The organism is Elusimicrobiota bacterium, assembly GCA_026388155.1.
Classification (GTDB): domain Bacteria; phylum Elusimicrobiota; class Elusimicrobia; order Elusimicrobiales; family UBA9959; genus UBA9634.
Genome location: JAPLKI010000022.1, coordinates 389,210 through 411,797, shown reverse-complemented (window position 1 = coordinate 411,797; position 22,588 = coordinate 389,210). Strand labels below are relative to the sequence as shown.

Genomic DNA, 22,588 nt, shown 5'->3' with positions numbered 1-22,588 from the left:
TGAGACTAAGCTGACCTGTGACTTGAGACTATACATTAGCAGGAGCGATTTAAATGGCCAAATATATTTTTGTCACCGGCGGCGTGGTAAGTTCACTCGGCAAGGGCATTACGGCGGCCTCGGTCGGCCGCCTGCTTAAAGCCCACGGGCTCTCTGTAAGCATCGTAAAATGCGACCCTTACCTGAACGTCGACGCCGGCACCATGGCGCCCTTCCAGCACGGCGAGGTATTCGTGACCGACGACGGGGCGGAAACCGACCTGGACCTGGGCTATTATGAAAGATTCCTCGGTATTGACACCGGCCGCCGGAACAATATTACGGCCGGCCAGATTTACCAGGCCGTTATTTCAAAGGAGCGACAGGGCCTTTATCTGGGCCAGACAGTGCAGGTTATCCCCCATATCACCGATGAGATAAAAAGCCGTTTTTTTAAGGCGGGAGAGGGCTTTGATATCACGATAATCGAGATCGGCGGCACGGTGGGCGACATAGAAAGCCTCCCTTTCCTTGAGGCCGCGCGCCAGATGCGCCGGGATAAAACAAAAAACGACACCATATATATACATGTCACGCTGGTGCCTTACCTCTCCTCAAGCGACGAGCTTAAAACCAAGCCCACCCAGCACTCGGTAAACAAACTGCGCGAAATAGGAATAGACCCGGACATAATAGTCTGCCGCGCCGACAAGCCGCTCGCCCGGGAGATAAAAAACAAGATCGCGCTTTTCACCAGTGTGCCGGAAGAAGCCGTGATAGACGCCCCCAACACGTTCTCCATCTACAATGTGCCCAACATCCTTAAGAAACAGGGCATAGACGAACAGATCATGATGCTGCTGCGCCTGCGCAGCAAAAAATGGGATTTTGAGGAGTGGACCGCGTTCGTGGAGCGTCTTAAGACTTCCATGAAGGCCGAAAGCGTACGCATAGCTATAGCCGGCAAATACACGAAACTTAAAGACTCCTACAAATCCCTTGCCGACGCCATACTGCACGGCGCCATAGCCAACGGCGTTCAGGCCGAAATATGCTTCGTTGATGTGGAAGCCCCCGACTTCCGCGAGAGCCTCTCTGGAATGAACGCTATAATAGTGCCCGGCGGCTTCGGTGACCGGGGAATAGAAGGCAAGATAGAAGTGGTACGCTACGCCCGCGAAAACGAAATCCCGTTCCTCGGCATCTGCCTTGGCATGCAGTGCACGGTCATAGAATTCGCGCGCGATGTGCTTGGATTTAAAAACGCCCATTCGACAGAGTTCTCCCCCAAAACCCCGCACCCTGTGGTAGGCCTTATGCTCGCTCAGAAAGGTGTTAAGGAAAAGGGCGGGACCATGCGCCTTGGGGCCTACTATTGCGCGCTCAAAACCGGCTCTCTTGCCAGCCGCATATATGGGAAAAAGGTCATATCCGAACGGCATCGTCATCGTTACGAATTTGACGCAAGGTATGCGGCACGCTACGCAAAAAAAGGTCTTGAGGTAAGCGGAACCAATAAAGCCCTTGGCCTGCCCGAAATAGTGGAACTTAAAGGCCACCCCTGGTTTGTGGGAGTGCAGTTCCATCCGGAATTTAAATCGCGGCCCCTCATGCCCCACCCGCTGTTTTTCAGTTTTATAGCGGCGGCGATAAAGAACAGGGATAGACAGGGAATAGCGAAGTAGGGAATAGCGAACAGCAAAACAGAATTTCCCTGCTTTACCTTTCATTACTTAGCTGTTCGACAAGTTCACAGGCTATATGGCGAAACAAAAAGAAGTAAAAGCCGGAAACGTGGTTTTTTCAAATAACCGGGCGCTTGCCTACATAGCCGGACCCTGCGTTATTGAAACCGAATCTTCATACGAACGTCTGGCGCTTCACTTAAAAAAAATATTTTCGGACCTTAAGACCCCTTTTGTTTTAAAGGCTTCATTCGACAAGGCCAACCGCACCTCACACTCCTCATTCCGGGGCATCGGTGTGGCGACTGCACTTATTTTCCTTAAAGGCCTCAAAGCGCGCCTTGGCCTTCCGCTGCTAGTGGATGTGCACGAGCCGGGGCAGGCTTCCAAGGCGGCCGAAGTGGCCGACATATTGCAGGTGCCGGCTTTTCTCTGCCGCCAGACCGACCTGCTTTACGCCTGCGCGGATACCGGCAAAGCGGTAAATGTCAAAAAAGGCCAGTTTCTCTCGCCCTGGGAGGCGGAAAATATAATAAAAAAACTGGAATCGCGCGGCGCCCGGCGCATCATGCTTACCGAGCGCGGGAACTCTTTCGGCTATTCAAACCTGGTGGTGGATATGCGCTCGCTCGAAGTGATGAAAAGTTTCGGCTATCCGGTTATTTTCGACTGCACCCACTCCGTGCAGCGCCCGGGAGGACTTGGCCGCTCCACCGGGGGCGATGCGCGCTTTGCGCTGCCGCTTGCCAAAGCCGCGACGATACTTAAAATCGCGGGCGTGTTTTTTGAAACGCATCCCGATCCGGCAAAAGCGCTGTCCGATGGCCCGAACTCGCTGAAACTCAAAGACGTGCGGCGGGCGGTTTCCGCGCTCAACCGCGTTGACCGATTGGCCATAAAGATAGGGTGAAAACTAGTGGTTAGGGGATAGAGGCTAGGGTTTAGGGAAGGAATTCCTTACTTCCGAACTTCAGCTCTTCAGAGCTTCAGCGCTATTGTTGCGAGGTTTAACAATGAAATGTCCGAACTGTTCCCAGGAAAATAAAGCTTCCCTTAAATTCTGCCGCAAATGCGGCAGAGATCTTACCCTGCCCCCTGTCTGGTTTCCAAGCTGGAAGTGGCATTTAAGAACTCTGTCGTGGATTTATCTGGCGCTGATTGCGGGTTTTTTTACCCTTAGCTGGTTTCTGCACAAACTTCCCCCCCCCTACAATCAGCGCCAGATCCCACCCGAAATGACCCCCTGGCTCGCCCCTCATAAAATCCCCGCGCCATGACCCGGCCAACGACAGGGGATAGGGTAGAGGGGATAGGGTTTAGGGTAAGAAGTTCTTTACCTCTTCCCTCTACACTGTTTTCTCTGAAAGAGGTGACAGTATGAACGCAAAAGACGCCGTAATATTGCGAACGGCCCGCGGGGTGATAAAAAAAGAGGCCAGGGCCGTAGGGAGCCTGTCAAAAACGCTTGGCCGGGATTTCTGCGCGGCCATAAAACTGCTGGCGGCTTCGCGCGGCAAGGCGGTGCTTGTAGGTATCGGCAAATCCGGCCTGATAGCGCGCAAGATCGCGGCCACACTGTCCTCCACCGGCACGCAAAGCATCTACCTGCACCCGGTCGAATCGCTTCACGGCGACCTGGGTATGATTTCCGAGGGAGATACGATAATCGCCCTTTCCTACTCGGGCGAGACCGAGGAAACCGCCAAACTCATGGCTTTGCTTTCAAAACAGGGGCTGAAGATAATTTCCATAACCAACAACCCCGCTTCCCGGCTGGCGCGGAATTCGGATATAACGCTGGACCTGGGAGTCAAAGAGGAAGCCTGCCCCATGAATCTGGCGCCCACCTCGTCCACCACGGCAATGCTGGCCCTCGGCGACGCCATAGCCGTGGTGCTCATGCGCCTTAAGGGTTTTACCAGCGACAAATTCGCCCGCCTGCATCCCGGCGGGAACCTTGGGAAGCTTCTGAATATTCGCGTGGCCGACTTAATGCGCAAAGGCCGTTTGAACCCGGTGGTAAGAGAAACCAGCCCCTTAAAGGCCGCGCTGAAAGTCATGACAGCCACCGCGGCCGGAGCCACCTCCGTTATCGACGCAAGCGGCCGCCTGTGCGGTTTTTTTACCGACGGGGATTTACGGCGGCACCTGCAGGATGACGGTTTTGACCTTAACATAAAGGTGGGCGCGGTAATGACCCGCAATCCTTTAAAAGTGTTTCCCGAAACCATGGCGATAGAAGCGGCGCGGATAATTTCCGAGCGCAAGGTGGACAATCTTCCGGTAACCGACAAGAAAACCGGCCGCCCCGTGGGCATTCTGGACGAAAAAGATCTGCTGAAGGAAGGCCTGCTTTGAAAAAAGCGATGCCGTTTCTGTTGTCGCTTATCTGCGCATGTTCCGGCGGCGGACCGGCTGAAACTCCGCGCGGAACCAACCTGTTCTCCGGTTTTTCTGTTTCCGAGACGGATTCTAATTCCGCCAAGTGGCGCCTGGACGCGCCGACCGCCAGCATGGAAGATCTGGAGGGCCGCATGGTTTTTTCCTCGCCGGTGATGCAGTTTTACGACGCCAACAAAGTTTCCTCCGTTATAAAAGCGCGCTCCGGCCTGCTGGAACCGTCAAAAAAATCCGCCGTGCTGTCAATTGATGTGTCAGTGGACGCTAAAAAAGACGGCATGCTGCTTAAAACCGAGAAACTCTATTACAGTTCGGCAAAAGGCAAAATCTGGACCGACGAGAAAGTAACGCTGTTTCGCGGCAAAACCGTGATAAAAGGCAGAGGATTTACGGCCAACCCCGATCTTTCAGAGATAGAAATTGAGCATCAGGAAACCAAGTTAGGGCCTTCGACAAAATGAAAATTTTATTGTTTCTCCCCTTTCTTCTGGCGTCCCAAGTCCCGCAGGCTGCGGCGGCCGCCGCCACGGATGATATTTTGATGGGTTCGGTGGTAAAAAGCGACAAGTGGACAATGGACAGAAAAAAGAATCTGGAATATTTTGACGGAGCCGTGTCATTCAAAAATCCGCATTATATAATGCGTTCGGAACACGCCATTTATGACCATGCGAAAAAACTCTGGAACATTTACGGCTCCGCCTATATCCTGCGCAAATCCACGGACTCGTCCAGCGTTGAGATCAACTGTGAAAGGGGCAAATATTTTGAAGCCGAACAGCTCGCCTTTCTGGAACGGGGCAGCCGGCAGATACGCATGAAATATAATTTCCCCGACTCAGCCGCGCCGGAGGGAGCGCCGAGAGAAGGCCAGCGGCAGGCCGGTGCAGCGAAGGAATTGCATGGTCTCGTTGACAAAGCTAAAGCCGAAGGCGTCACGGGACTGATGTCTTTTGAGGGGGATTTTTCGCTTGCTACCGAAAACCTTTACATGCTTGCGCAAAAAGGGCTATACCGCGACTCCGAAAAAAGCTTTCTGATGTATGAGTCGACCCCTGTGGCCGTGGGAACGCGCGAAGGCTACGACTTCGCCGTCACCGCGGAGAAGCTGAAATTTTTCAGGGACAGCCGTGACATAAAGTTCTATAATAACGTTTCCGGCTGGATTAAAGATGTGCCATCCAGGGTGGCTAAGGTGAAAAAATAGGGGCGAGGGGATAGCGTACGGGGTTTAGGAAAGGAGTTGCTTATTTCTGCGCCCTAGTCCCTAACCTCTCTCCGCTAGCCCCTGCTTTACTGATATGAAACTCTCCTGTGAACTGCTGGAAAAAAGTTTCGGGCGCAGGGCTGTGGTAAACGGGATCACGCTTGCCATCAACTCCGGCGAGGTTTGCGGTCTGCTGGGCCCGAACGGCGCCGGCAAAACCACCACTTTTCATATGCTAGTGGGATTTCTTGAGCCTGACTCGGGGAAGGTTTTTATCGACGGGCGGGATGTGTCGCGCGATCCCATGTATAAACGGGCCAGAGGCGGCATAGGCTACCTGGCCCAGGAACCGACTGTTTTCCGGGGACTCAGCGTTGAAGAGAATCTTTTAGCCATCCTTGAACGCACAATAAAAGACAAAACCGCGCTATCGGCCCGCGTAAACGCGCTTCTCACCGAGTTCGGCCTGCTCAAGCTCAAAGCGCAGAAAGCCTGGTCGCTTTCCGGCGGAGAAAAGCGGCGGCTTGAAGTGGCGCGCGTGATGATCAACGAGCCCAGGATCATTCTGCTTGACGAACCCTTTGTCGGCATAGACCCCATAACGGTCAGCGAGCTTAAAAAAACAATACTTCACCTGAAGCAAAAAGGGATAGGCGTGCTGATCACCGACCACAATGTGCGCGAAACGCTTTCCATTACCGACCGCTCCTACCTCATGTACAACGGCCAAATACTTATCGAGGGCTCGCATGACGTTCTCCTGAACGACCCGAAAGCCCGCGAGCTCTATTTAGGCTGGGATTTTAAGATGTGAGAGTGGGGACCGGGTAGAAGTCAGAATTTAGAAGCCAGAATCCAGAAGTTGGATCTTAAGGAATAGTTCCTTACGTTCTGACTTCTGGATTCTGGCTTCTGACTTCTATTATTTGGCCTGTTCCTTTAACTGGTTAAAAGCCGCTGAAACCGGGGGCAGGGTTACATAATTAGCGGGTTCCAGGGTCATGGAGACCGCGTCGAACTCCGGCATATCCGTAAACGTCATATCTTTAACGGCGGGAGGGAGCACAGGAATAGTCTGGGTAACACAGTGAATTGAACCGCCGGAGGTTATGCTGTCGTCCGAATTGATAGACACCACATTCACCCCCGGTATACCGGCCTCGTAAGCGGCTTTGCCCTGGGCATTTTCAGTATCGTGGCCGGAATAGGACGGCATCAGTACTACCCCGTTAACTATAAGCGAGTTGGTATAGGTGTACCAGGTGCCGGATGAATCCCATCCTTTTACCGTTATAACCTTGTATGGTACGCCGTCCGGGGCGGTTTTGCCTTTGAAAAAGGCCGCCGCTTTTTCACCGGTGGACTTGAAAGGCTCGGTATCGGCCACTGATATCAGCACGGTGTGGTCGTTTAAGAGCTTCATGAACATATCTATGTGCCCGGTGCCGTCCGCCGGCTCAGCCGGATAGCCCGAGTAGTCAAAAGTGTAGATATTCTTAACTTTGAAATAATTTTTCAGCGCGGCGTCAACCTGCTCCGGGGACATATTGGAGTTCCATACGTAGGTGCGCTTGGTCATGAAAAGGTCGCCTTTGGAGTCCGTCATCACATTCCCGCCGTCAATAATCAGCGGCATCCCGAAAATATCCATTTTTTTGGCTTTTCCCAGGTTAGAGGGGAGGGCGTCATCGTTGCGGCGGTACTGGTAATGCCGGTATGTAGAATCCACTATCCCCACCCTGGTTTGACCGGAAGATATTCCGTAGGGGCCGTAATCGCGCATCCACACGGTGTCTATGGGGACGTTGATCCTCGAGTAGCTCCCGGCAGGCACGCCGGATATGGAAGCCGGGGCCGAAACCCCCCATATTTGGGCGCGGCCGGGCCCGGTAACGGCCTGGGCGATAGAAGTAAGCATATCCGTATAGCCTGCCCAGCCTATTACCACTGCCGCCACCTTCTCATACTCGGCCGGGAGACGGAAATCGCTTGGCGGCTGCTGCGCGGCGCGTGAAATCGCGGCAGGCGGACGACCATCGGCATGTTCCCGCGTTTTGTCCACCCAGTTAGGAAGCGGACGGGCGAGGTCCAGCGCGAAAGCTCCGGAAGATAGCATGCCTAAAAATGACAATCCGATGAAACCGATAACTTTTCTCATAGTCACCGCCTTTTAACCTATAGGACTTCAGACTTCAAAGCTAATTTACAAAACGCGGACACATGCCGGCAATTACCGTACGCGGAGACGCCGGCTTCTTTACTGCGCTACTGTATATTATAATATTCCCCCGAAAACCCGCATGAGTATAAAGTCCTATTCTATATATAGGCCAAAAGGCACCTTAGGTGAATATTTCCAGATATGTATGCAGACCGTGTTTTTTGGCTTCTCTCAGGGCGGAGAAATGAAGTTTTTCGGCTTTGGCTGTCATGCCGAGCAGATAATTTACCTGAGCAAGAGAGAGACGGGTAAGGATCAGACCGCGTGGTTCAAAGCCGGAGGAAAATAACTTTTCCGCCCGCTTGAAAGCCCTTTCGGCTTTTGTCAGTTCCCCCCGCTTCTTGTGGACCTCTCCTATTCCCCACTCCACAAATCCCAGATCCGGCCCGTCCTTAATAGCTGAATAGAGTTTATGCGCCCTTTGGTAACCCTCAAGCGCCGTGCCCAGGCGACCCGACTGCCGCAGAACATTGGCCAGGCCGCATTCCGCGTAAGCCCGCGCAAAAATATCATCCGAACCCGCGAATATCCGCCGCGCTTCATTGTAAGGTTTAAGCGCGCTTTCGATGTGCCCCGCCACGCGCAGCACCCCGCCCAGTCCGAAAAGCGCGTATCCGCGCGCCGCTTTGTCCCCCGACTTCGCGGCAAAACGCGCCGCATCCTCAAAAGCTCTTATAGACAGTTTATACTGCCCCTTAAGCCGCCATAGACCGCCTAACGCCCAAAGCACAAAAGAAACAGCCCCCCAGTCGGCTCTGCGGAAGTAAAACCTGTGTAAACGTTTAAGCGCGGGCTCAGCATGAGCGAAATCTCCGGCCAGGCGGTGCGCCAGGGCAAGTTCCAGTTCAGCCTCAGGAATAAATAACCCGCTTGAGCGCGCGGCCGCAAGGGCGGAACCGGAGGCTTTAAGTGCGATGGAAGTAAGTCCCAGCGCGCGGCTCACCGCCGCCTTTTTAATTAATATTTCAAGACGCAGCGCACGATCGCGACCGGCGGCTTTAAGCCCGGCATTATACTGCGCCAGGGCTTTTCCAAATTTCCCCGCCTGTCTCCAGGCTTCGCCCCTGAGGAAAAACACCTCGCCTCCGGCTGCCGCTTTTTTCAATCCCGCCAGGGCCTTAAACGCAGCCGCCGGTTTTTCAGCATCCAGCAGGTTCCTTGTTTTTTCTATCTGTTTGAGCATATCAGTAGCGAAATAGCGAATAGCAAATAGTAAATAGTGAAACGAGAATTAAGGGATAATTCCATCCCTGCTTCGCTGGCCGCTATTTGTTATTCGCTGTACTATTACACATCCTCCTTAACGGACAGCCGCTGCAGCGCGGCTCCCTTTTTCCGCAAAAATCCTTGCCCAGTTTTACCAGCAACGCGTGGTATTCATTATATATTTTAACATTTGCCGGCAGATTCGCCTGGAACAACTCCTGCCAACCCTCGTAAGAAAGCTCCCCGCCGATTCCAAGCCGCCGGGCTATGCGCTTTGTATAAGCGTCAATTACAAAGCAGGGCTTACCGCCGGCGTATAAGACCATGGAATCGGCTGTTTCGGGGCCTATCCCCTTAAGAGCAAGCAATTCGGCGCGCAGCGCCAGACAGTTCGAAGCGGAGAACCATTTTTCAAGTCCTTCAGGATGTTTCCGCAGGACATAAGCGCAAAAATCCCTGAGCCTGCCGGCCTTTTGGCGATAATAACCGCTGGACCGTATAAGGCGGCCCAGCTTCCCCGCGGGACAGGCGTATATTTTTTCAGGCGAAGTGATGCGCGCCGCATTCAGCGCGGCAAGGGCCTGTTCCACATTTTTCCAGGCAGTGTTCTGAGTGAGTATGGCCCCCGCACAAATCTCAAAAATCTCATTTTCAGAAAGGCGGCCGTAAAAGCCCGGCCTGTAAAGCGGCTTACCCCGCTCTTTTGGGGTAATCTGCCGTCGCCGGAGATTATAAGCCGGGTGAGAGACCTTGTTTTCCTGGCCAAAAGGGCGGGGCGTGTCCCAGCCCACCGGCCACCACCCCTGCGGGCCAAAGGCCGCCAGCAGAAGAGAGTAAGTTTTTCTTACCCCGCCGCCTGCTTCCAATCGAAGATTTGCCTTCGGCGAATAAGCGGGCGGCGGGGTTACTCCAATAAAAGTTTTTTTATTTCCCTCAGCAGGTCTTCCAGATTGTAGGGTTTTTTCATGAAGTTTTTCGCACCGCATATCTTAGCCCTTTCGACGCTTTCGGGAGAGTCCATGGTGGAAATTATAAGTATCGGTATATGCCTTACTGTGTTGTCGCGCTTGAGGGCGGCGCAGACCTCATAACCGTTCAGTTTGGGAAGCAGCAGATCAAGCAGGATCAGGTCAGGTTTCTCGCGGTGCGCAAGCGCAAGCCCCGTCACGCCGTCCCGGGCCAGAAAAATAAGCCTGCCCTCGGCTTCAAGCACAGCCTTCAGCGCTTCCGAAGTATTCTTGCTGTCTTCCACTATCAGGATTTTTTTCTTCTGCGCTTCAGGTCCCGTTGTAAGGGAATTCTCCGTCATTTTCACTTTCCTTGTCCGGGTTGTGAGACTGGTAACAGCGGCGCTCCGATATTTTCAGCCCCCAGTAAATCGGTATGCTGGTCAAAGACGGCACAATATAGTAAAAAAGGCGGAACAGCAGGCTGGCGGTCAGCGCGTGGCCCACCTCTATGCCCATTTGCGAATAAGCGGCCGTCATGGCGGCTTCCATGGCGCCAAGGCCGCCGGGCAAAATCGGGATAACGGTCATTATCATGCCGAAAGCGAAACCGATAACGAGTTTTGAAGCTCCCATTGTCACGCCCAAAGCCTTGAAGGCGAAGAACAAAATCAGGATATTGCAAACCCAGTCCGCGGCCACATAGCCCACCACTTTCGGCAGTTCGTATTTGCGGCTGTGTATGGTGTTAATTCCGGAATTCAGCTGGCGCTCGAACTCAATAAAATTTTCATGCGGTATTTCCCGTCTGGAAAAGAAATAGATAATATGGTTCACGATCTTGAAAATTTTTCTGGACCAGGAATGGCGCAGTTCTTCATGGAAGAAAAGCAGTATAAGCGCGAGGGCGATACCCGCTACGAAGCCGACCCCTACCACGCCTTCCAGAAAACTTCTGCCGAAATCATTGGTTTTAAGTATCTGAAGGAACACGCCTTCAACAATGATAACCGCGAGAATCAGGTAAATAAAAACGGTCAGCACCACCGAGGAAGTGACGCTGGCCCCGTACGGGACATTGCGCTTGCTTAAAAGATGCGCCCTGGTGGCAAAGCCGCTGATGCCCCCCGAAGAAAAAAAATAATTCACGGTGGTGGAAACAAAAGAAATGCCGGCAGCCTCCAGAAAAGGAAGCGGCCAGCCGAGGATGCGCAGTACTTCCCAAAGTGAAAGCCCCATTAAAGCGTAGCTGCCAAAGGAAAAGAACAGAGAGAACACAAGCCACCACGGGTTGGATTCTTTCAGCGTCGCCAGCAGGGAATGGGCATTGGGCGCTATCAGCCATGCCAGTATCCCAAGCGACAAAGCCATGGGGGCGTAGATGAACAGTTTGCTACTGAAAGCGGCCTGTTTCATAATTTTGTAAACTGTAAGCAGCAGCCGTAACCTCTTCCTTATATTCTAAAACTTTTGGCGAGAGTATTAAAGCTAAATGTCTATTTACAAGTCTGATTTCCTGGTAATCGGCAGCGGCGTTTCGGGGCTGCTTTCCGCCTATAAACTCTCGGAGCTGGGTTCCGTTTCAGTGCTCAGCAAGCGCGAGGCTTTCCGCTCGAACACCGATCTCGCACAAGGCGGCATAGCGGCCGTAATGGACGAAAAGAACGACGCTTTTTCCCTGCACATAAAAGACACGCTTAAGACAGGAGCCGGTCTTTCGGACCCGCGCGTGGTGGAATTTACGGTGCGGGAAGCGCCGGAACGTATAAGGGAACTGGTGGAACTGGGAACGCGGTTTGCCGGCGCGGGCGGTCATTTTGAAACCGGGCTTGAAGGCGGCCATTCAAGGCGCCGCATACTGCACGCGGCCGACGCCACCGGCCACGAGGTAGAGCGCGCGCTTTTAGCGGCCTGCCGGCAGCGCCGGAATATCCGTTTTTTTGAAAATCATTCGGCCGTGGATCTGATACTCGCGGCTCACCCCTCAACCGTAAAACCGCGTTCCAACGCCTGCCTCGGCGCCTACGCGCTTGAGGAATGTTCCGGCCGGGTGCACAGCTTTTTAGCGGGCCATACCGTGCTCGCCAGCGGCGGGGCCGGCAAGGTTTACCGTTATACTTCAAACCCCGATGTTTCCACCGGCGACGGGATGGCCATGGCCTATCGCGCCGGGCTTGACCTGGTAAACCTGGAATTCGTGCAGTTCCACCCCACCTGCCTCTACTTTCCGGGTGCGAAGTCTTTTCTTATCTCGGAGGCCTTACGGGGCGAAGGGGGCGTGCTTCGCCTGGCGCCCGGCGAAACAGCTTTCATGAAAAAGTATTCTTCGCTTAAAGATCTGGCTCCGCGGGATATTGTGGCCCGCGCTATAGACAACGAACTAAAGCGCACAGGACAAAACTGCGTCTATCTCGACATCACGCATCTTTCACCCGCTTTTATAAAACGCCGTTTCCCGAACATCAGGGCGAAATGTCTTGAGTTCGGCCTGGATATCGCCAAAAATCCCATTCCGGTGGTGCCGGCCGCCCATTTTTTCTGCGGCGGAGTGGCGGTTGACGAGTATTCAAGGACGGCCCTTCCGGGACTGTACGCGGTCGGAGAAGTTTCCCACACCGGCCTTCACGGGGCCAACCGCCTGGCCTCGAATTCGCTTCTTGAGGGCTGCGTGTTCGCGCACAGGGCATACCTGGCTATAAAAGAGGAATTTATAAATCCCCGCGCTGCGGCGGAAAAGCCCGGTCTTTGGAACTGCGGCGATGCTAAACATTCGGATGAAGCGGTCATCATCGCCCATAACTGGGATGAAGTGAGAACCCTGATGTGGAACTATGTGGGCATAGTAAGAAGCGACAAACGCCTTGAACGCGCCGCGGCCAGGATGGGCATAATCACGGAGGAGATAGTAAAATACTACTGGGATTTTCTGCCCACGCGCGATTTGCTTGAGCTGCGCAACATTGCCTGCCTGGCCGCTCAGATAATACGTTCAGCCCAGAGCCGCAGGGAATCCCGCGGGCTGCACTACAATATAAATTACCCGAAGCCCGAAGCCGACTACCGCAAACCCACACGGGTGAACAGGTATATGGGGTAGGGGATAGGGGCGAGGGATCAGGTCAAGGAACTCCTTATAACTCTACTCTCTCCGCTAGCCCCTCTACCCTGTTATTGATTTATGGACAAACTTATCATCACGGGCGCCCGCTCCCATAACCTCAAAAACATAAACCTTGAGCTTCCCAAAAACAAGCTGGTGGTGATCACCGGGCTTTCCGGTTCCGGCAAATCCAGCCTTGCCTTTGATACGATTTACGCCGAGGGTCAGCGGCGTTACGTGGAAAGCCTGTCCGCCTACGCGCGCCAGTTTTTGGAGCAGATGGAAAAGCCGGATGTGGAATCCATACAGGGCCTTTCCCCCGCCATCGCCATACAGCAGCACTCCCCTTCAAGGAACCCGCGCTCCACCGTCGGGACCGTTACCGAAATTTACGATTATCTGCGGCTGTTGTACGCCAGAGCAGGGAGAGCGAAGTGCGTTTCCTGCGGGCGGCCCCTCAAAGCCTGGTCCGCGCAGGCCATGGTATCGGATCTGCTGGCAAGACACGCCGGCAAAAAGGCCAGGATTTTCGCGCCTCTTGTAAGAGGGCGCACCGGAACCTACGAGGAACTTTTTTCCCGCCTCAAAAAAGCCGGCTTTATCCGGGCAAGGACCGACGGCAGACTGTTTGAACTTTCCTCGCCGCCCGCGCTTTCGCGCTATTCAAAACATAACATCGATCTCTTCATAGATGAGATGACGCTTTTCCCCGCAGAACGGGAACGCCTGAGCGAAGCAGTGGAATTGGCGCTGAAAGAATCGCGCGGGCTCAGCCTCGCGGAGGTGTCCGGCATAAAAGCCCCCATCGCTTACAGCGAAAAGAACTCCTGCCCCGAGTGCGGGCTCAGCTTCCCCGAACTGGAACCAAGGCTTTTTTCTTTTAACTCGCCCTACGGCGCCTGCCCCGGCTGCACGGGGCTTGGCGTGAAAATAGAAATAGACCCGGCCCTTGTGGTGCCGAACCCGGAAAAGTCGGTTAACGAAGGAGCCCTTGAAGCCTGGTCCGATCCCGTAACCACCCGCACCCACCGCTGGAAAAATTCCTGGTCCGGCTATTACGCCGAGATGCTTTCCGCCGCCGCAAAGACCGCCGGCATAAGCCTTGACGCGCCCTGGCAAAAACTTACCCCGAAAGCCAGGCAGGTGCTTTTTTACGGCGACGGTCGGGGAGAATTTGAAGGGGTGCTTGTAAACCTGAAACGCCGCTACGATGAGACTGAATCCGAATTCGTCAAAGAAGAAATACACCGCCGCTTCATGCGGGAAACGATCTGCCCGGAATGCAAAGGTTTAAGGCTTAAACCCGAGGGCTTAAGCGTGCTGGTGGGCGGGAAAAGCATAGCACAGTTAACGGAACTGTCTATCGCCAAAACAAAAGAGTTTATGGCGGAGCTGACGCTTTCGGAAAAAGAGCGCGCCATAGCCCGCCTCATTCTCAAGGAAATAAATTCCCGGCTTAATTTTCTGGACGATGTGGGCCTTGGCTACATCTCGCTTGAACGCCGCTCTGAAACCTTATCGGGCGGAGAGGCGCAGCGCATACAGCTTGCCACCCAGATAGGCTCAGGCCTTACGGGCGTGCTTTACGTGCTTGACGAGCCCACCATAGGCCTGCACCAGCGCGATAACGCCCGCCTCATCAACACACTGAAAACATTGCGCGACATCGGCAACACGCTGATAGTGGTGGAACACGATGAAGCGGTCATCCGCGGCGCCGACTACGTTGTTGATATGGGCCCCGGCGCCGGCCTTCACGGGGGACGGGTTGTGGCCAGCGGAACCCCCGCCGAGATTATCGCGAACCCCGATTCCGTAACCGGACTGTTTTTAAACGGCGAACGCAGCGCGGCGTTTGAAGGAGAATCCAGGCGTCCGCGGCCGGGGCGCTTTCTGGAATTTAAAGGAGCCGCCCAGTTTAATTTAAAAAATATCGATGTTTCCGTGCCTCTCGGCCTTTTTACCAGCATCTGCGGCGTTTCAGGCTCGGGTAAATCCACCCTGCTCTATGAAATAATTTACAAGGCCCTGGCAAAAAGGCTTTATAATTCAAAAGAGGAGCCGGGGAAATTTAAAAGCCTGAAAGGCGCGGAGTCGGTTGACAAGGTTATTATAGTCGACCAGTCGCCTATAGGCCGCACCCCCCGCTCAAATCCCGCCACTTACAGCGGCGTTTTCAACCATATAAGGGCAATTTTCGCCGGCCTGCCCGAAGCGAAACGCCGCGGCTACGAACCCGGCCGGTTTTCTTTCAATGTAAAAGGGGGCCGCTGCGAAGCCTGCCAGGGCGACGGCACGCTTAAAATACAGATGCAGTTTTTGCCCGATGTGTATGTTAAATGCGACGAATGCGGCGGCCGGCGCTTCAACGACGACACACTGGCAGTGCGCTTCAAGGAAAAAAATATCTCAGAGGTGCTTTCCATGTCGGTGGAGGAAGCCTCGGAGCTGTTTTCGGCCGTGCCGCAGATAGCTAAAATTCTTTCCACCATGACCGAGGTGGGCCTTGGTTACATAAAACTGGGCCAAAGCGCCACAACTCTTTCCGGCGGAGAAGCCCAGCGCCTGAAGCTGGCCGAGCAGCTCTCCAAACGCGCCACAGGGCGCACGCTCTATATTTTGGACGAGCCCACCACGGGCCTGCATTTTGCGGATGTTGAAAAACTTTTACAGGTCCTGCGCAGGCTTGCGGAGAACGGGAACACGGTACTGGTAATAGAGCACAACCTTGATGTGGTGAGTTCGTCCGACTGGATAATCGAGCTCGGCCCCGAAGGCGGCGATGCCGGCGGACAGCTTGTTTTTTCCGGGCCGCCTTCGGAAATAATCAAAAAAACCCCGCTCTCCCACACCGGCTTATACCTCAAAGAACACATGCGCGTGAAGGGTAGAGGGACGAAGGCGGCGACAAAGGGACAAAGTGTCAAAGGCACAAAGTTATAAGGAGTTCCTTCACTTTGTGCCTCGGTGCCTTTGGACCTTCTGTCCCTTGACCTACTTTTTTGATTCTTTTTGGGTTCCGAAAGGGACAAAGCCGAAAGAGGAAAACTGCATCGGTTTAAAATTAAAACTGGCGGATGGCTGAGCGCCTGAGAAGCCGGAATTCTGTTTCTGGCCGGAGTTGCCGGCCCAGGCAAGCCATTTACCTTCAAGCTCTATCGGGTCTTTTACCCTGTATATCTCCCAGAGCGCCGCATCCACCTTCCCCCCTTTACGCAACAACGCGCAGAAGTTTTTAAATTGCAGCCGCTGCTGCGGCTTGTAAAGATATGCCACTATTCCGTAAGACTGCAGATACCAGTCGCCTATCTGGCGCTCGGAGGGCAGGTCTTCAATTTTAACGGTAAAGAACCTGTCAAATTCTATCAGACGCTCTTTCGGAAGATAAGGCAGCGCCTGGCCCCAGGGGCCTGCCTCCGGGTAGGCGTTGTCCTCCATGAATACCGCGAGCCCCTCGTTAAGCCACTCCGGCGGATAGGTAAGCTTCTCGCCGAAATAACTTTCAAAATAAAGATGTGTAAGCTCGTGGGCGATAACGGCTTTCAGCTTCACCATATCGCCGGTGTCATAGACTACCACGGTTTTCTTGCCGAAAAAGGCAAGACCTTTTGACCATTTAGGCGGGTCAAATTCTCCCACTAAAAACGATTTCTGGCCTGAATAAATATAAATTTTTGTTTTTTCTCTTACCATCCACGGCGCGAACATCGCCATATTAAGGCGCATGGAAGAATACATCCGCTCAAGCTCAAGGCCGATCGCGGCGGGCGACCAGCTGGACTCGTGATAAACGTCAAAATGAGGTGAGGATTTTAGATGCCAGGCGGTCCGTCCGGCGACGCCGGCGGCCTGCGCCGGGCCGGAAACAGGCGCCGAACTGAGACCCTGGCCTGTCACGGGCCCCTGGCGCTGTCCGGAACTGATGCCGGGCCCCGCTGACACGCCCCGCCCTTTTGGCCCCCCTCGGTCACCTTCGGGGGTAACCTCCTCCTCGCTAGCGCGCTTTCCAGCCCCAAAAGGGCGGGGCACGCCGGGGCCGATCTTGCGTTTTAGGCTCTGCCGGATATCCCCGCCGTCTGTCTTACCGCGTCGGCGCGGTTTTGCGGCAGGGGGCTCAACCATCACGCTGTCAGGCTGGTTTACCGCACCGCCGGCTTCCGGTCCCGAAGCGGGTGGCGCGGGTACATCGCCCGGGGTTAACCGCGGCATGTCCCGCTCTTTTGGCCCCCCTCGGTCGCCTCCGGGCGTAACTTCCTCCTCACTGGCGCGCTTTCCAGCCCCAAAAGGGCGGGGCATGACGGTATCAGGAGCCTGCGGCACACCGGAAGAGGGCTGGATATAGTCGGGAGCCAAGGGTATGCCGGAGGCGGTGGACGGGGGTTTGGCTGCGGCCTGAAAACTAAAAAGAAGAAGCGTTAAAACACCTGTTGCTCGGAGCAGACATGTTAGGGAAGGTGAATGTGGCATGAAAGCGCTCCGGAAGTATCCGCCGAAACTATTGGTCCTCGTCTGAAGTTATAGTGAATTTTGTGCCGGCAGAACCATGTGAAACTGTCTTACCTTCCGAGTCGGTAACGCTGCCGCTTCCCACGGGAGCGCCCGTAAAGGCAGCAGGGGTGCAAAACAGGTTGGCGCTATAACCCTGCGCACGAACCTTGGTCGTGCTGCTCTTGTAGGTGCGCGCGGCTACGATATAACGGCCAAGAACCCACTGCATAACCATGACGGCTATCATGGAAAGAATGACAGACATCACCAGTACCTGAAGCAGTATCATTCCCTTTCTGTAGATCAGACGAGACATAGTTATAGTCTAGCAGAGAAAACCGGTGTTTTCAATCCCATGGAGGTGCCGTATCAGGGCCTATGGCTTTCAAACGGCCAATGACTTATTCGGGCTGGGCTGCTGGAAAAATCAGCAGCCCCGTGATTACACGGATTACCGGAGGATTACACTGATTTGTCTCCATAAAACAATCTTTCTAATCGCAGTTAATGATCTGTGTGATCAGGCTCACTGAACTTTTTCAGTGCGCCCTACTGACCGGGGATATTGACTTTTATGGAGGTGGTAAGAGATTGGGTAATTGAGCGCTGGGCATTGGCAAGGTTTGCGCCGCTAACGGTTAGTACGGCCGGGTCCCAAAATACTCTTAAATTTACAAGCACATTATCGCGCTCATTTATCGCTCTTGAAAAAACAGCCGTGGCTGGAGACACATGGTCCAGAAGCTGCACGCTTGTCCAGCCGCCCCCGCCGCCGCCGCAAGCCGGATATGCGGCGGCTCCGCCGGACCAATACAACGGGGTGCTGGAGCCGCATCCGCCTCCTCCTCCGCCCAAATTGGTGGTATAGTAATAAAGAATGCCGTTAAAATGACAGAATTTATGCAGGGTAACGGGGTCTGCCGTGCTTATTGGATAGCAGCCGCTAAGCTGGTCCACATTAGTAGCGAAGGCGAGTTCATCGCCGGACGAGCCAAAAGCGGGAACATCAAGCTTGGTGGCCTCCATAAGCTTCTGTTGTATAGTGCGCATGGCCATCACCGTATTGATCTTTATCACATTCTGGCGGTAATCCTGGGTCATATTCCTGTTGACCGTGGTGTACATACTGGAGAGCGAAGCCAGCATGAAGCCGAAAATAAGTGTGGCTATAACCACTTCAACCAAGTTAAAACCTTTTCTTTTCATTCCCTTATTAATCCTGGTAAGTCAGCGTAAACCTTACTATTTTGCAGGCGTTAAAGCCTGTCCCTAAATTCATGCAGTCATTGTCCTGCACGGTATAAGTTAAAGAAGCGCCCGGGAGAAAAGGCGGGTTGGGTAAAAGCGAGCTTATATCGTGCAAGCCGGCGGCAAGCGCCCAGGCGCCGGAAGAATCAGCCGCCCAGCGCCCCCCGTTGGGCGAGCCTGGAGAGACAAGGCCCGAGCCGGGAGTATAGTTCGAATTAGCCGGTTCCGCGCTGACATAACTTTTAAGCGTTTCCTGGGCCTGCTTTAGTATAAAACCGCAGGCCTCGCGTTTGTCCGCCTTTTTCTGTGAAGCAAAACTTGAAAGGATGACCGAAAAAGTGCCCATGGCGGTAGTGGCCGCTATTACAGTGGCCACGGCGACTTCAACCAGCAGTTGACCTTTCTTTTTGTGTTTCATTTTTCAGAAAACAGGGCAGCTGGGCGCACCGCCGATCGCGCTGCATACCCCGGTATTTGAGACGATGTAACCCCAGCCGCCGTAAGTAGGATTGCAAGTGGCCGCATTGCAGCCTGAAGGGGGCGAGCAGTTTCTGGTCGCGGAGGCGCCGCCGGAATTATCGGCGGAATAATTATAAGCCGCACAGGCCCAGTTCTGATCGGCAAGATACCTGCGAACGACAAGCGGGTGGCTGCTTGAAATCGCTCCCGGAGCGTACGCGTTGTTATCCAGGAAGTACATCCTGTTCGCGCTTGCGACCATGTTGGTCGTCGCGGCGGCGCCGTCGGCTTTTGAGTTTTCAACGGTCTTCATGTAATAAGGCACTCCTATAGACGCGAGTATCCCTATTATAAGCACAACCACGCCAAGCTCCATTAATGTAAAGCCTTTTTTATTTTTTTTCACACTATCACCCCCGTAATAAGTCTGAAGTGCTGAAGCTCTGAAGAGCTGAAGTTTGGAAGCCTGAAAGTCTTTTCCTTCAGCGCTTCAGAGCTTCCAGCTCTTCAGCTCTAACTAGTGAATTTGCGAGAGTTGGAAGATAGGCATGAAAATGGATAATACTATCACGCCTATCACGCCGCCCACGCCCACCACAAGTATCGGGTCGATCATGGAAGAGAAACGCCGTATCCACTGGTCGATCTGTTCCTGATAGAATTTGGAAAGCACCGCTATGATATCGGGTAGCTTGCCGGATTCCTCGCCCATCCACATCATGTCGGTTACCATGCCTGAAAAAATGCCGGTTTTCTTAAAAGACTCGGAAATGGAGCGGCCGCTGGCAATATCATTTTTGGCTTTTTTAAGAGCGTCCTGGAAAATAAGATTTTTTTTAAAAGCGCCTTCAAGCACTGATACGGCGTTAAGTATGCTGACGCCGCTGCGTATGAGGGTGGACATGGTGGTTAAAAGGCGCTCGGTCTGTATGTTTTTTAGGAAATTGCCTAACAGCGGCAGTTTGAACTGTACATGATTCCAGGTCAGCCGGCCCTGGGGAGTGGCGATATAAGCTTTGAAAGCGAAAGCGGAGCCTATGCCTACCACGATCATAAGCACGCAGTAGTTTGAAATTATCATTGAAACCATTATTATGAACCGGGTAAGCGCCGGCAATGTCAGATTGAAGTCCCTGAAAATTCCGGCGAACACCGGAACGATGAAAACCACGAAGTAAATAAGCACCCCGCCGGACATAAACATCAGCACCATGGGGTAGGCAAGCGCCGTGATGATCTTTGATTTTATGTTTTCCTTCGATTCGCTGTAACTCGTAACCTGCCTGAGCACGGCCGGCAGCTGGCCGGAAACCTCCCCCGCCTGCACCAAAGACACCCATATTTCATCAAAAACCCTGGGATGCTTTTCAAGGGCCTTATGTAAAGCTCCGCCGGCGGAAACCTCTTTGGTAACCTGGGCAAGCACCGCGGCCAGGTTTTTATTTTCGGCATGCTCGCTTAAGAGGGAAAGCGCCCGCACCAGCGGTACGCCGCCGCCTATCAGCGTGGACATCTGCTCGCCGAAAAACACCAACTCGCGGCCCGACACCCTGCCTTTGTTCAGTCTGTTAATGCTGAGCACGCCCTTGGCTTTGGCCTGGTCGGACTGGATGGAAAGGATAAACAAACCTTTTGTCTGAAGGGTTTGTATTGCCTGGTCCTCATCGTCCGCTTCCACATTGCCGGTGGTAACGGTGCCTTGAGCATCCTGAACCGTGTAAACGAATTTTCCCATAGTAGAATTAGACAAAAAAAACCAGCGCAAAGCAATAGTAAAAAGGGATAGCGAATAGGAGTAAAAGGAAATCCTTTCCTATTCGCTACTTCCTATTCGCTATTCGCTTCTTCCCTGCTACCTTTCCGTGACCGTTACCGAAAGCATTTCCTCCACCGAGGTGGCGCCGGTCATCACCTTTCGCCAGCCGCTGGCGCGCAAATTACAAGCGCCGCCCTTGGCAGCGGCCGCGGCTATTTTAGATACATCGGCGTCTTTATAAATAATCTTCTTCATTTCCTCAGTATTGAAATAAACCTCATATATAGCTTTGCGGCCTCTGTAGCCCATATTATTGCATTTGGGGCAGCCTTTGGCCTTGTAAAACGTAAGCTTTGTGGTGTCGGGCAACGGAGTTACAAGCGACTCCGCCGCGAACTGGTCAATTTCTTCCTGCGACGGGCGGTAGGGCTGCTTGCAGTCGGGGCAGAGCAAACGCACCAGGCGCTGGGCAGCCAGCAGAAGCAGTGTGCTCGCGAGGAGATATTTCTCTATCCCCATGTCTATAAGGCGGGGTATGGCTTCTAAAGCGCTGTTGGTGTGCAGAGTTGAAAGCACCAAATGGCCCGTCATAGCGGCTTTAAGGCAGGACTCGGCCGTTTCATTGTCCCGGACCTCTCCTACCAGAATGACGTCAGGGTCCTGGCGCAAAAAAGAGCGCAGGCCTGACGCAAAAGTAAGGCCTATCTGGGGGTGTACCTGCACCTGGCTGATGCCTTCCATCTTGATTTCCACAGGGTCTTCCAGCGTCATGATGTTCAGTTCAGGCGTTTTGATGGTATTTAAAACGGCGCCCAATGTGGTGGTTTTACCGGAGCCCGTGGGCCCGGTCAGAAAGATAAGGCCGTTCGGGGCCTTGCAGGCTTTAAGGAAATCTTCACGCTGACGGATCTCAAAGCCCATCTTTTCAATATTAAGCTCCACCGCGCCCTTGTCAAGAAGACGCATAACCAGCTTTTCGCCGAACACCGTAGGGCACACGGAAACGCGGACTTCAATGACGCGGTTCTGGTACTTGATGGCAAAAGTTCCGTCCTGCGGCAGACGGCGTTCGGAAATATCAAGTTTTGAAAGGATCTTAACGCGGGAGATCAGGCTTTCCACCAGATCCAGCGGCGGAGCGCTGCGTTCGTAAAGCACGCCGTCAATGCGCAGGCGCAAAGAGACTTTCTCATCGAATTTCTCAAGATGGATGTCGCTGGTCCGCTCCGAGATAGCCTGTTTGAGGATGGCGTTGATCAGCTTTATTGACTGGGCGCCTTTTGACGCGCCTATAATAACCTTATCCAGGTCCAGCTTCCCGTCCGGCGAGATAAAATCACTTTCCGCGATTTCGCCCTTGGAATCTCCGGCCTTCTCCATTTCCCTGTCTATCATATCGGCCTGGCCCTGCTGATAGAAAGAGTCGATCACTTTCAGGATTTGCGCCTTGGTGGCGATGAACGGCTGGATCTCCATGCCGCTGACAAGTTTGATGTTGTCAATCATCATAATGTCGGTGGGGTCGGTAAGCGCCACCGCCAGTACGGTTTCATCCTTGAAGAGCGGGGTTACGGCGTGGTCCCGCGCAAATTTTTCGGGGATCAGCTTTTCCAGCCCCTGGCCTTTCTCGGGGTTAAGTATCTGATTCTCTTTGGAAGCGTAGGTTACGCCAAGCTGTCTGGCCAGCGCCTGGGCGACCTGCTCTTCGCTTGCATAGCGCAGCTTTATCAGAGCCTCGCCGATGCGGCAATTTTGCTGGATCTGGAATCTAAGCGCTTTATTGAGCTGGTCTTCAGTTATCCAGCTCATCTGCATCATCAGTTCGCCAAGTCGTTTTGCCATAAGTAAATCAGGGGCTAGCGAATAGCGGTTAGAGGTTAGGGGTGGAATTT

General features: G+C 53.6%; 20 protein-coding genes. 8 read left to right on the top strand and 12 right to left on the bottom strand.

The annotated features are described in order from the left end of the window. Positions 1-53: 53 nt before the first annotated feature. The 6 genes from NTX59_11760 to lptB all read left to right on the top strand — a co-directional run bounded on the left by NTX59_11760 (position 54) and on the right by lptB (position 6,085). Positions 54-1,664, top strand: a complete 1,611-nt coding sequence (locus NTX59_11760) for a CTP synthase (GenBank protein MCX5786353.1) — start codon at positions 54-56, stop codon at positions 1,662-1,664. A gap of 76 nt (positions 1,665-1,740) precedes the next feature. Continuing rightward, entirely contained in the window at positions 1,741-2,574 is an 834-nt protein-coding gene (kdsA, locus tag NTX59_11755; protein MCX5786352.1) for a 3-deoxy-8-phosphooctulonate synthase, read from the top strand. A 467-nt stretch (positions 2,575-3,041) separates the two neighbouring features. Further along, positions 3,042-4,022, top strand: coding sequence for a KpsF/GutQ family sugar-phosphate isomerase (locus NTX59_11750; GenBank protein ID MCX5786351.1), 981 nt, complete (start codon positions 3,042-3,044; stop codon positions 4,020-4,022). Then, a complete protein-coding gene (lptC, locus tag NTX59_11745) occupies positions 4,019-4,525 on the top strand; it encodes an LPS export ABC transporter periplasmic protein LptC (GenBank protein ID MCX5786350.1) in 507 nt (168 codons plus the stop codon). The genes NTX59_11750 and lptC overlap by 4 nt, the downstream gene beginning before the upstream one ends. After that, positions 4,522-5,271 carry a hypothetical protein gene (locus NTX59_11740; protein ID MCX5786349.1) on the top strand — a complete coding sequence of 250 codons (750 nt, stop codon included), beginning with the start codon at positions 4,522-4,524 and terminating at the stop codon, positions 5,269-5,271. Before lptC ends, NTX59_11740 begins: the two co-directional genes overlap by 4 nt. A gap of 94 nt (positions 5,272-5,365) precedes the next feature. Further along, on the top strand, positions 5,366-6,085 hold the full coding sequence (gene lptB / locus NTX59_11735) for an LPS export ABC transporter ATP-binding protein (protein ID MCX5786348.1): 720 nt from the start codon (positions 5,366-5,368) through the stop codon (positions 6,083-6,085). Positions 6,086-6,193: 108 nt separating this feature from the next. Here the strand turns inward: lptB and NTX59_11730 are convergent, their stop codons facing one another. The 5 genes from NTX59_11730 to NTX59_11710 all read right to left on the bottom strand — a co-directional run bounded on the left by NTX59_11730 (position 6,194) and on the right by NTX59_11710 (position 11,061). After that, positions 6,194-7,429: an agmatine deiminase family protein gene (locus tag NTX59_11730; protein ID MCX5786347.1), complete on the bottom strand. Its 1,236-nt coding sequence runs from the start codon at positions 7,427-7,429 to the stop codon at positions 6,194-6,196. A gap of 184 nt (positions 7,430-7,613) precedes the next feature. After that, positions 7,614-8,675, bottom strand: coding sequence for a tetratricopeptide repeat protein (locus NTX59_11725; GenBank protein MCX5786346.1), 1,062 nt, complete (start codon positions 8,673-8,675; stop codon positions 7,614-7,616). Between the two features lie 82 nt (positions 8,676-8,757). Then, the gene (locus NTX59_11720; GenBank protein ID MCX5786345.1) at positions 8,758-9,564 is read right to left on the bottom strand and encodes an endonuclease III domain-containing protein; all 807 of its coding nucleotides are present in this window, start codon (positions 9,562-9,564) and stop codon (positions 8,758-8,760) included. A 38-nt stretch (positions 9,565-9,602) separates the two neighbouring features. Continuing rightward, a complete protein-coding gene (locus NTX59_11715) occupies positions 9,603-10,007 on the bottom strand; it encodes a response regulator (protein ID MCX5786344.1) in 405 nt (134 codons plus the stop codon). Then, positions 9,976-11,061 (bottom strand): lysylphosphatidylglycerol synthase transmembrane domain-containing protein, encoded by a 1,086-nt coding sequence (locus NTX59_11710; GenBank protein ID MCX5786343.1) that lies wholly within the window; start codon positions 11,059-11,061, stop codon positions 9,976-9,978. Before NTX59_11710 ends, NTX59_11715 begins: the two co-directional genes overlap by 32 nt. Positions 11,062-11,137: 76 nt before the next feature. On the opposite strand from NTX59_11710, the gene nadB reads away from it, so the two are divergent. Both nadB and uvrA read left to right on the top strand, forming a co-directional pair. Further along, on the top strand, positions 11,138-12,742 hold the full coding sequence (nadB, locus tag NTX59_11705; protein MCX5786342.1) for an L-aspartate oxidase: 1,605 nt from the start codon (positions 11,138-11,140) through the stop codon (positions 12,740-12,742). 81 nt (positions 12,743-12,823) lie between these two features. Further along, on the top strand, positions 12,824-15,688 hold the full coding sequence (gene uvrA, locus NTX59_11700) for an excinuclease ABC subunit UvrA (protein MCX5786341.1): 2,865 nt from the start codon (positions 12,824-12,826) through the stop codon (positions 15,686-15,688). 51 nt (positions 15,689-15,739) lie between these two features. On the opposite strand, the gene NTX59_11695 is transcribed toward uvrA, so the two are convergent. From NTX59_11695 to NTX59_11665, 7 genes are all read right to left on the bottom strand, one after another. Next, positions 15,740-16,954 carry a hypothetical protein gene (locus NTX59_11695; GenBank protein ID MCX5786340.1) on the bottom strand — a complete coding sequence of 405 codons (1,215 nt, stop codon included), beginning with the start codon at positions 16,952-16,954 and terminating at the stop codon, positions 15,740-15,742. Between the two features lie 286 nt (positions 16,955-17,240). After that, the gene (locus tag NTX59_11690; protein MCX5786339.1) at positions 17,241-17,549 is read right to left on the bottom strand and encodes a hypothetical protein; all 309 of its coding nucleotides are present in this window, start codon (positions 17,547-17,549) and stop codon (positions 17,241-17,243) included. 233 nt (positions 17,550-17,782) lie between these two features. After that, on the bottom strand, positions 17,783-18,439 hold the full coding sequence (locus tag NTX59_11685; GenBank protein MCX5786338.1) for a prepilin-type N-terminal cleavage/methylation domain-containing protein: 657 nt from the start codon (positions 18,437-18,439) through the stop codon (positions 17,783-17,785). A 7-nt stretch (positions 18,440-18,446) separates the two neighbouring features. Further along, the gene (locus NTX59_11680) at positions 18,447-18,899 is read right to left on the bottom strand and encodes a hypothetical protein (GenBank protein MCX5786337.1); all 453 of its coding nucleotides are present in this window, start codon (positions 18,897-18,899) and stop codon (positions 18,447-18,449) included. Positions 18,900-18,902: 3 nt separating this feature from the next. Beyond that, the gene (locus NTX59_11675) at positions 18,903-19,346 is read right to left on the bottom strand and encodes a prepilin-type N-terminal cleavage/methylation domain-containing protein (GenBank protein ID MCX5786336.1); all 444 of its coding nucleotides are present in this window, start codon (positions 19,344-19,346) and stop codon (positions 18,903-18,905) included. 111 nt (positions 19,347-19,457) lie between these two features. Next, positions 19,458-20,675, bottom strand: a complete 1,218-nt coding sequence (locus NTX59_11670) for a type II secretion system F family protein (protein ID MCX5786335.1) — start codon at positions 20,673-20,675, stop codon at positions 19,458-19,460. 117 nt (positions 20,676-20,792) lie between these two features. Next, positions 20,793-22,538 carry an ATPase, T2SS/T4P/T4SS family gene (locus NTX59_11665; protein MCX5786334.1) on the bottom strand — a complete coding sequence of 582 codons (1,746 nt, stop codon included), beginning with the start codon at positions 22,536-22,538 and terminating at the stop codon, positions 20,793-20,795. Positions 22,539-22,588 lie beyond the last annotated feature (50 nt).